At 37.8% G+C, this 1,216-nt stretch carries 2 protein-coding genes; one reads left to right on the top strand and one right to left on the bottom strand.

Annotated features, from left to right (window positions below; translation table 11 throughout):
- Positions 1–28: 28 nt before the first annotated feature.
- Complete coding sequence (locus BVG16_RS32305) at positions 29–454, bottom strand: DUF3888 domain-containing protein (protein WP_078496412.1); 426 nt, start codon at positions 452–454, stop codon at positions 29–31.
- A 248-nt stretch (positions 455–702) separates the two neighbouring features.
- Between BVG16_RS32305 and BVG16_RS32300 the strand changes: the two genes are divergently transcribed.
- Positions 703–1,216, top strand: a 514-nt coding sequence (locus BVG16_RS32300; protein WP_144027568.1) for a GyrI-like domain-containing protein, incomplete at its 3' end; no start/stop codon positions are given.

The raw sequence follows: 1,216 nt of genomic DNA, 5'->3' as shown, positions 1-1,216 counted from the left end.
CTAACGGGCAGGTTAATCGAATAGTTAATCACGGATTTTGCAATTCAGGAGGTAAATCATATGTAGCTAAATGGGTGTGGTTAATTAACTCTACTGAAGGTCCATACGAAATTCGATACGTTAATCGGTCTTTTCCTACTGGAACATGGTGTCCTGCAGTCGGCTCAATTTCAAATGAAATTTCTAATTTGAAGCCACGGAATCCATTTATTCTTTTGGTTTCGGTTACTTCAATTTTCCACGGTGTAATTTCAGGCGAAAAAGTTTTTGAAATATTTGGGCGGTAATAGTTATCAAGAACTTCACTAATATAAGGAGTTAGCAAGTTCATGAGCATATCCTGTAGCCTAAGTTCTTCTGAGTCCTCAACGGGTTGATTTGCCGAAGCTATATTGGTTTGAAAAGAAGAAACAAGAACAAGCGATAAAAAAAAAGAAAAGATTATTTTTTTCATTTTATTTACAGACTCCTTTTATGGTTATTATTTACCAACTCCTTTAATTTATGTGGCTTATTAAGCTAACGGAGAACGTTAGTTGAATAGCACATATTATTGACCAGGCTGCCGAAGCCTGCTTATTTTTGTTAACCTAACGGGCAGCATAGTTTAAGATCATACTCGGTGAACCGTACCACAAGTAACGACAAGTATTTTTGAGAATCAAATGTGCTTTAGCAGGGAAAATATGGATAGTAATCGAAATGTTATTTTATGCCTTTTTATACGATTCAGAAACCGAAAGGAGAAACGAAATGAGCGAACTAGGCGTTAAAGATAACACGTGTAGAGTGGTCAAAAGAGGATTCTCAGCAGTTGGAACAAGGCATGAAGCGAAGTATTCAGAATACCCAACCGTAATTCCGCAATCATTTGACTCTTTAATAAGTCGTATGGAGGAAATCCAAAATCGAACTGGTGAAAAATTGGCTCTATACGAACCAGGTAATTATGCACCCGATAACCTTGGAACCTACTATACAACCGCTCAAGTCACAGAGATTGGTTCTATTCCACAAGGAATGGTAAGCCAGACCACTCCTGTGTGCACTTATGCTGTCTATACTCACAAAGGTGAGATTTGGAAAATAGGTGATGCTTATGGTTCTCTTAACCGTTGGATTGATGAGAATGGCTACAAACATAGTAAAGGTTGGGTAGTGGAGTTGATGGACGAAAGATTTAATCCGACHGCTNDGRYANAGTATHNATSSGYAS

It is taken from the genome of Paenibacillus selenitireducens (genome assembly GCF_002021565.1).
Lineage (GTDB): Bacteria > Bacillota > Bacilli > Paenibacillales > Paenibacillaceae > Paenibacillus_K > Paenibacillus_K selenitireducens.
The sequence above is the reverse complement of the archived record's forward strand: the minus strand, read 5'-3'. Positions and strand labels throughout refer to the sequence as shown.

Excerpts from the sequence above, each read along its gene's own strand:
- BVG16_RS32305 (WP_078496412.1), bottom strand. The coding sequence starts at position 454 with ATGAAAAAAATAATCTTTTCTTTTTTTTTATCGCTTGTTCTTGTTTCT.